This window comes from Zavarzinia sp., from assembly GCF_049306435.1.
Classification (GTDB): Bacteria; Pseudomonadota; Alphaproteobacteria; order Zavarziniales; family Zavarziniaceae; genus Zavarzinia.
Genome location: NZ_JBAQRT010000116.1, coordinates 1 through 7,312, shown reverse-complemented (window position 1 = coordinate 7,312; position 7,312 = coordinate 1). Strand labels below are relative to the sequence as shown.

Here is a 7,312-nt window from a genome sequence, read left to right as displayed (position 1 = left end):
CGCCGAGGCGGGCGTGCCGGTCGACATGGTGGGCGGCTGTTCGATCGGCGCCATCGTCGGCGCCGGCGCCGCCATGCAGTGGGAAGCCTTCGAGGCGGAACCCCGCCTGCGCCGCGCCTTCGTCGACAGCAACCCGGTGAACGACTTCACCCTGCCCCTCGTCGCCCTGACCGCCGGCCGCCGGGTGACCCGGCGCCTGCGCGAAGCCTTCGGCGAGCGGCGGATCGAGGATCTCTGGCTACCCTATTACGGTGTCACCACCAATCTGACCGAGGGCCGACTGGCGGTGCACCGCGACGGCCCGCTGTGGTCCTGGCTGCGCGCCAGCGTCGCCATCCCGGGCATCATGCCGCCCTGGGTGGACGAGGCCGGCACGGTCTTCGCCGACGGCGGCGTCCTCGACAATCTGCCGGTCACGCCCATGCGGGCGCTCGGCCGGGGCGCCATCATCGCGGTCGATGTCGGCGAGGCGCCGGCCTTTTCCGCCCCCGGCGCCCGGCCGGAGGAGAGTACGTTCGAGCGCCTGTTCCTGCGCCGACGCCCCCGAATGCCCTCGATCTTCCAGATCCTGCTGCGGGCAGGCACGGTGAAATCCCCGGCGGGCGAATTGCTGGGGCCGGGCCTTGCCGACCTCCTGTTGCGGCCGCCGGTGGAAAGCATCGATTTCCTCGACTGGAAGGCCTTCGACCGGGCGATGGCGATCGGCCTCGATCATGCGCGGGTGGAACTCGATCAGGCCCCGGCCCGTGTCTTTGGTCGATGACGGTCATGCTCGCCCGGCACTTGACTAACGGGCGGCCGCGCCGAACTCTTTGGACATGATTGAAAATGCAACGCCCATCGCCACGCTGCTGCCGGGCCGAGGTCTCTTGCGCCTCGACGGCGCGGAAGTCGGCGCCTTCCTCCAGGGTCTCGTCTCCAACGACACCACCCTGCTGACCCCGCGGCACGCCCTGTTCTGCGCCCTGCTGACGCCGCAGGGCAAATTCCTGCACGAGCTGATCATCGCCGATACCGGCGACGGCCTGCTGATCGACACGGAAGAGGCGCGCAAGACCGATCTCCAGCGCCGGCTGACCCTGTATCGCCTGCGCGCCAGGATCGGCATCGCCGCGCCCGAGGATCATGTCGTCGCCGTCGCCTTCGGGGATGGTGTCGCCGCCCGCTTCGGCCTTGCCGGGGAGGCCGGCACCGCCCGCCCGCTCGACGGCGGCGGCGCGGTCTTCGTCGACCCGCGCAAGGACGCGCTCGGCGTGCGCCTTCTCGGTCCCCGGGCCGTCGTGGAAGCGGCATTGACCGCCGCCGGGCTTGCCCTGACCGAGGGGGAGGCCGCATGGGACCGTCACCGTCTGCGTCTTGGCGTGCCTGACGGCTCGCGCGATATCGCGGTCGATCGCGGCTTCCTGCTCGAGAATAATTTCGAGGAGCTGAACGGCGTCTCCTTCACCAAGGGCTGCTATGTCGGCCAGGAGTTGACCGCGCGGACCAAGCATCGCGGCACCATCCGCAAGAAGCTGATGACCGTGGAATTCGATCCCTCGGCCCCGGCCCCGGCGCCCGATACCACGATCCTGTTCGGCGGCCACGACGCGGGCGCGATGCGGACGGCGGTGCCGGGCGTCGGCCTCGCCATGATCCGCCTCGAATATCTGGACCCGGCCGAGGGCGAGGATCATGTCTTCACCGCCGATGGCCTCGTCCTGCGGCCGGTCGCGCCGACGGGGGCATGATGCGCGAAACCGGTCTCATCACTCACGATGATGGCAAGGCCCGCTGTCCCTGGTGCGGCACCCTGCCCGAATACATGGCCTATCACGACGAGGAATGGGGCGTGCCCGAGCGGGACAGCCGCGCCCTGTTCGAGAAACTGATGCTCGACGGTTTCCAGGCGGGCCTGGCCTGGATCACCATCCTGCGCAAGCGCGACGGCTTCCGCGCCCGTTTCGACGGCTTCGAGCCGGGGAAACTGGTGCATTGGGGCGAGGCGGAAATCGCCGCCGCCCTCGCCGACGCCGGCATCGTCCGCCACCGCGGCAAGATCGCGGCAACGATCGGCAATGCGAAGGGTTTCTTCGAGATCGAAGCCCGGGAAGGCGATTTTTCCCGCTTCCTCTGGTCCTTCGTGAAGGATCGCCCGATCGTGAACAACTGGACCAGCATTTCGCAGGCGCCGACCGCGAGCCCCGAGGCCGAGGCCCTGTCGAAGGCCCTGCGACAATACGGCTTCCGCTTCGTCGGGCCGACCATCGTTTATGCTTTCATGCAGGCCGTCGGGATGGTGGATGACCATCTGGTGGGCTGTCATGCCAAACGCGGATAGACCGCGGGAGCGGTCATCCGGCCAGGGGATGGAATGACATGGCGGAAGGCTGCAGGCTTCGCGTGAGGCCCATGTGTCCGGCGGAGGCAAGGGCCTGTGCCGATATCTTCGTCGCGGCCCGGCGCCGGGCGCGGCCGGACGTGCCCGCCGATCGCTTCTCGACCGAGGATTTCGATCTGGCGACCGCCGGCCTCGAGATCCTCATCGTCGAACATCAGGGGCTGGTCGCCGGTTTCGCCGGCCTGGACCGCCACCACCGCGAGCTTGAACTGCTCTTCGTCTCGCCCGAGGCGCAAGGGCGGGGCGCGGGCGCGCTGCTGCTGGCGGAATCGGGCCGGATTCTGGGCCTTGGCGCTCACTTGCGCTGCGATGCCCGGAACACGTCGGGCCGCGCCTTCTACCGGGCGCAAGGCTGGGTCGAGACCGGCGAATCCTGGGGCCGCATCCAGTTCACCCGGCCGGACCCGATCATGGCCCTGTTCCCGTCCCTGCTGGGCGTTCCGCTCTTCGCGCTCTGATCGCTTGGGGCTTGACGGCGAATTCAGCACTTCGTCCGATGGCGTCATGAATGATGACCCCAGCACGACCTTCGATCCCGCCCCGCCGCCCGGGTTCAACCGCCTGCCGATCCGAAGCGGTTATGGCCTGTCCATCGGCCCGCTGTTCGAGCGCGAAACGGCGGACGGCGGCTTCATCCGGGCCTTTCGGGTCGGCCCCCATCTCACCAACACGCTGAACAATTGCCATGGCGGCATGTTGATGGGCTTCGCCGATGTCACCTTCGGTCATGCCATCTCGCACCGCACCGGCACCAACTGGATCACCGTCCGCCTGCTGGTCGATTTCATCGCAGGCGCCCCCTTCGGGGCCTGGGTCGAGGGCACGGGCCGCATCGTCGCCGCCAGCGACTCGTTCCGCACGGTGCAGGGGCGCATCTGGTCGGGCGAGACCACGATCGCCTCCGGCACCGGCATCTTCAAGGTGCTGACGCCGCGATGACGGGGCGCGGCCCCGATCAATGCAGGGTGAAGTAATTCTGGGTGTGGCGGTATTCGCTCGGCTTGATGATCCGGTTGGTCATCACTTTCACCGAATGGAGCTTGCCGTCGAGATTGGCTTCCCAGAAGTCTAGGAAGCGTTTCAGCTCGGGGTAGCGCGGTGCGATGTCAAGTTTCTGCCAGGTATAGCTTTGCAGCAAGCTCGGATGATCCGGCATATGGTACAGGATTTCCGCCGTGGTAAGGCGATAGTCCGACAACATGCGCTCGAAGTCGCTCATGCGGAACCCTCCGTTTCTTGACCGTTACATGCGCTGGATAAGACCTGCTCCCGGGATTTGATCGATTGCGGGGAAGTCCCCGCGATTTGATTGAACACCTGCTTCGTAAAGGAAGCGTAACACGTCCGCCGCCGCCGTAAATACCGGCTTCGCCGCAGTGCGAAACAATTTTAATCGGAAATGGGGGAGGACCGGCGACGATCCTCCCGGGACCGGATCAGACGTGCTGGCCGCCGTTGATGTGCAACTCCGCCCCGGTGATGTAGGACGACTGCTCGGTGCACAGGAAATAGATCGCCTTGGCGACCTCGGCCGTCGAGCCGAGGCGGCGCAGGGGCAGTTGCTCGACCAGTTTTTCCGTCCCGGGCGAGAGAATCGCGGTCTCGATCTCGCCGGGGGAAATCGCGTTGACCCTGATGCCGAGCGGGCCGAAGTCCGAAGCCATCTCGCGGGTCAGGGCGGCCAGCGCCGCCTTCGACGTCGCATAGGCGGAGCCGGCGAAGGGATGCACGCGCGAGCCGGCGATCGAGGTCACATTGACGATCGAGCCCTGCGCCGCCTGCAATTCCCGCAAGAGACCCCGGGCCAGCAGCACGGGGGCGAAGAAATTCACGCGGAACACCCGGTCCCAGGTCTCGAATTCCGTCTCGATCGTGCCCAACCGGCTGCCGCCGGGTCCCTTCGGCGAAATGCCGGCATTGTTGACGAGGGCGTCCAGCCGGCCGTCGACCAGGCGGCTGCGCATTTCATCGATGACATGGGGCATGGAGCCGACATCGGCCAGATCGATCTGGACATGATCTTCCGGCCCGGCGGCCCAGGGGCAATTCTCGGGGAAGGGATGGCGGGACAGGGTGATCACCCGCCAGCCGGCCGACGAAAAGCGTTTGACCGTGGCGTGGCCGATCCCCCGGCTGGCGCCGGTCAGGATCAGGGTGCGACGGGTATTTTCAATAACGGGCATGGTGTTCTGCTCGATCCTCGGTCGGGCCGGCGCGCCGGGATCAGACACCGATCCGGCGGGCATGGTCGTCCGATTCCTCAACCCCGTCCGGATCCTCGTGAATGATCACCTCGGCACCGGGGAAGGCGGTGATCAATGCCTGTTCTACCGCTTCCGCGATCTCATGGGCATCACGAAGTTTCATATCGGCGTCCAGCACCAGATGAAGCTGGATGAAGGTGGCAAGACCCGAGCGCCGCGTGCGCAGATCATGCAGGGCCAGGACCCGGGGTTCGGCCTTCACGATCTCGATGATGCGCGCCCGCTCCACATCCGGCAACTCCCGGTCCATCAGCATGTCGAGGGCACCGTTGACGATGCCATAGGCGCCATGCAGCAGGATGCCGGCGATAATGAGCGCGATGATGCCATCGGCCTCGACGAGGCCGAACTGACTGGCCAGGACAAGGGCCAGGATGACGCCCGCGTTCGACAGAAGATCCGACAGATAGTGCAGACGGTCGCCCGAGACGGCGATCGAGCCCGTCCTGGTCGCGACCCGGTGCTGGTAGGTGACCAGGGCAAAGGTGAGCAGGATCGAGATCACCATGACCCCGATGCCGATCAGGCTGTTGTCGATCGGCGCCGGATTGAGAATGCGCCGCACCGATTCGAACAGCAGGAACACGCCCGAGCCCGCGACGATGGCCGCCTGCAGCAGGCCGGCCAGCGCTTCGGCCTTGCCATGGCCGAAGCGATGTTCCCGGTCGGCCGGCGCCATCGACTGATGCACGGCGAAGAGAGTCGCGAGCGAAGCCGCGGCATCGAGCGACGAATCGACCAGACTCGACAGCATCGAAACCGAGCCGGACAGGAAATAGGCGATCGTCTTGATCACGATCAGGGTCGTCGCGACACCGACCGACGCCATGGTCGCCCGGCGCATCATCCGGGCGGCATCTCTTGTCTCGACAGTGGCGGCCTGGACCGCGTAAGCGTCGTTACTGGTCATGGGACCTTCGCATTGCCAACAGGCGCGGCCTGCGGGCGATCAGGGATACAGGCGGTGAACCGACCAGCCGCCGCCCGCGACCGGCGTGAAGATCGCCCGGTCGTGCAGCCTGAAGGGCCGGTCCTGCCAGAATTCTATACGCTTCGGCGTGATGCGGAAACCCGACCAATGCGGCGGGCGCGGCACATCCCGCCCTTCGTAGCGGGCGGCGACGGCGGCGATCTCCGCCTCGAAGGTGGCGCGAGAGGCGAGCGGGCGCGACTGGGCGCTGGCCCAGGCGCCAACTTGCGAGTCGCGCGGGCGGATGGCGAAATATTCGTCGGCTTCCGCGGCCGAGACCGGGGCGACCGTGCCATTGACCCGCACCTGCCGGCGCAGCGCCTTCCAGTGGAAGTTCAGCCCGGCGACCGGATTGGCCAGCAGGGCGCGGCCCTTGTCGCTTTCGAAATTGGTGTAGAAGACGAAGCCGAGGGCATCGTAATCCTTCATCAGGACGACACGAACCGAAGGCTGGCCGGTCTCGTCGACCGTGGCGAGGGCCATGGCGTTGGGATCGTTCACCTCGGTCGCCGTGGCGTCGGCGAACCATTTTGCGAAAAGATCATAGGGGCCCTGCGCGGCCAGGGTCGCATCGTCGGTGGACGCCAGTATGTCGGTCATGAAAGAAACCTCTGATCGGTAGCGTTAGCGAACATAGGACGTTGCCCGCCGGGAAGCGAGACATGGACGAATTGCACCAGATGCAAGCCGTCGCTTGAGAGAGCGCCCGAGACGTCTATAATCCGCGCGCTTTGCACGCCGCCTTGAGGGAGATCAGCCTATGTCGATCGGCGCCGGCCTAATGGCTGGAAAACGCGGACTTATCATGGGGGTCGCCAACGACCGCTCCATCGCCTGGGGTATTGCCAAGGCGATTCACGCCCAGGGTGGTCAGCTCGCCTTCACCTACCTCGGCGAAGCCTTGGAGAAGCGCGTGCGGCCCCTGGCGGCCGAAGTCGGCACGCCCGACAGCCTGATCCTGCCCTGCGACGTTTCCGAGATGACGTCCATCGACGCCGTCTTCGATGCGCTGAAGGCCGAATGGGGCACCATCGATTTCGTCGTTCACGCCATCGCCTATTCCGACAAGGAAGAGCTGAAGGGCCGCTACGTCGACACGAGCCCTGAAAACTTCAATCAGAGCCTGTTCATCTCGTGCTTCTCGTTCACCGCCGTCGCCAAGCGGGCGGAAGCGCTGATGCCGAACGGTGGCGCGCTGCTGACCCTGTCCTACTACGGCGCGGAAAAGGTCATGCCCCATTACAATGTGATGGGCGTCGCCAAGGCCGCGCTCGAGGCTTCGGTGCGCTATCTCGCGGTCGACCTCGGCAAGAACGACATTCGGGTGAACGCGATCTCGGCCGGGCCGATCAAGACCCTGGCCGCTTCGGCGATCGGCGACTTCCGCCTGATCCTGAAGTGGAACGAATATAACTCCCCGCTGAAGCGCAATGTCTCGACCGACGATGTCGGCGGCGCCGGGCTCTATCTCTGCTCGGACCTGTCGCGCGGCGTCTCGGGCGAGGTGCATCACGTCGACTCGGGTTATCACGTCGTCGGCATGAAGGCCGCCGACGCGCCGGATATCTCGGTGGTCTGACCGGCGGGCCTTGCCGTCCCGGCGAAAGCCGGGATCAAATTCCAGAGGCGTCGTCCCGGCGAAGGCCGGGACCTCGGCGAAACCGGGCACAGGTGCTTTTCCGTCTCGAGGTCCCGGCC

The 7,312-nt window shown here is 66.2% G+C and carries 10 protein-coding genes; 6 read left to right on the top strand and 4 right to left on the bottom strand.

All coding sequences use genetic code 11. The annotated features are described in order from the left end of the window. The 5 genes from WAZ62_RS06305 to WAZ62_RS06285 all read left to right on the top strand — a co-directional run. Window positions 1-763, top strand: a 763-nt coding sequence (locus WAZ62_RS06305) for a patatin-like phospholipase family protein (protein WP_422642662.1), incomplete at its 5' end; no start/stop codon positions are given. 55 nt (window positions 764-818) lie between these two features. After that, window positions 819-1,730, top strand: a complete 912-nt coding sequence (locus tag WAZ62_RS06300; RefSeq protein ID WP_422642661.1) for a YgfZ/GcvT domain-containing protein — start codon at window positions 819-821, stop codon at window positions 1,728-1,730. After that, a complete protein-coding gene (locus tag WAZ62_RS06295; protein ID WP_422642660.1) occupies window positions 1,727-2,320 on the top strand; it encodes a DNA-3-methyladenine glycosylase I in 594 nt (197 codons plus the stop codon). Before WAZ62_RS06300 ends, WAZ62_RS06295 begins: the two co-directional genes overlap by 4 nt. A 71-nt stretch (window positions 2,321-2,391) precedes the next feature. Next, window positions 2,392-2,838 (top strand): GNAT family N-acetyltransferase, encoded by a 447-nt coding sequence (locus WAZ62_RS06290; protein ID WP_422642663.1) that lies wholly within the window; start codon window positions 2,392-2,394, stop codon window positions 2,836-2,838. 46 nt (window positions 2,839-2,884) lie between these two features. Next, a complete protein-coding gene (locus WAZ62_RS06285) occupies window positions 2,885-3,319 on the top strand; it encodes a PaaI family thioesterase (RefSeq protein WP_422642659.1) in 435 nt (144 codons plus the stop codon). Window positions 3,320-3,335: 16 nt separating this feature from the next. Here WAZ62_RS06285 and WAZ62_RS06280 read toward each other — a convergent pair whose 3' ends face one another. The 4 genes from WAZ62_RS06280 to pdxH form a co-directional block, all read right to left on the bottom strand. After that, the gene (locus tag WAZ62_RS06280; protein WP_422642658.1) at window positions 3,336-3,599 is read right to left on the bottom strand and encodes an usg protein; all 264 of its coding nucleotides are present in this window, start codon (window positions 3,597-3,599) and stop codon (window positions 3,336-3,338) included. A 217-nt stretch (window positions 3,600-3,816) separates the two neighbouring features. After that, entirely contained in the window at window positions 3,817-4,563 is a 747-nt protein-coding gene (locus WAZ62_RS06275; protein ID WP_422642657.1) for an SDR family NAD(P)-dependent oxidoreductase, read from the bottom strand. Between the two features lie 40 nt (window positions 4,564-4,603). Then, a complete protein-coding gene (locus tag WAZ62_RS06270) occupies window positions 4,604-5,554 on the bottom strand; it encodes a cation diffusion facilitator family transporter (protein WP_422642656.1) in 951 nt (316 codons plus the stop codon). A gap of 39 nt (window positions 5,555-5,593) precedes the next feature. After that, window positions 5,594-6,214, bottom strand: coding sequence for a pyridoxamine 5'-phosphate oxidase (gene pdxH / locus WAZ62_RS06265; RefSeq protein ID WP_422642655.1), 621 nt, complete (start codon window positions 6,212-6,214; stop codon window positions 5,594-5,596). Window positions 6,215-6,374: 160 nt separating this feature from the next. Between pdxH and fabI the strand changes: the two genes are divergently transcribed. Continuing rightward, window positions 6,375-7,193, top strand: coding sequence for an enoyl-ACP reductase FabI (gene fabI, locus WAZ62_RS06260; RefSeq protein WP_422642654.1), 819 nt, complete (start codon window positions 6,375-6,377; stop codon window positions 7,191-7,193). The last annotated feature ends 119 nt before the right edge of the window (window positions 7,194-7,312 follow it).

Coding starts and splice junctions, on each gene's coding strand:
- WAZ62_RS06270 (WP_422642656.1), bottom strand. CDS start 5,554: ATGACCAGTAACGACGCTTACGCGGTCCAGGCCGCCACTGTCGAGACA.
- WAZ62_RS06285 (WP_422642659.1), top strand. CDS start 2,885: ATGAATGATGACCCCAGCACGACCTTCGATCCCGCCCCGCCGCCCGGG.
- WAZ62_RS06280 (WP_422642658.1), bottom strand. CDS start 3,599: ATGAGCGACTTCGAGCGCATGTTGTCGGACTATCGCCTTACCACGGCG.
- fabI (WP_422642654.1), top strand. CDS start 6,375: ATGTCGATCGGCGCCGGCCTAATGGCTGGAAAACGCGGACTTATCATG.
- pdxH (WP_422642655.1), bottom strand. CDS start 6,214: ATGACCGACATACTGGCGTCCACCGACGATGCGACCCTGGCCGCGCAG.
- WAZ62_RS06295 (WP_422642660.1), top strand. CDS start 1,727: ATGATGCGCGAAACCGGTCTCATCACTCACGATGATGGCAAGGCCCGC.
- WAZ62_RS06290 (WP_422642663.1), top strand. CDS start 2,392: ATGTGTCCGGCGGAGGCAAGGGCCTGTGCCGATATCTTCGTCGCGGCC.
- WAZ62_RS06300 (WP_422642661.1), top strand. CDS start 819: ATGATTGAAAATGCAACGCCCATCGCCACGCTGCTGCCGGGCCGAGGT.
- WAZ62_RS06275 (WP_422642657.1), bottom strand. CDS start 4,563: ATGCCCGTTATTGAAAATACCCGTCGCACCCTGATCCTGACCGGCGCC.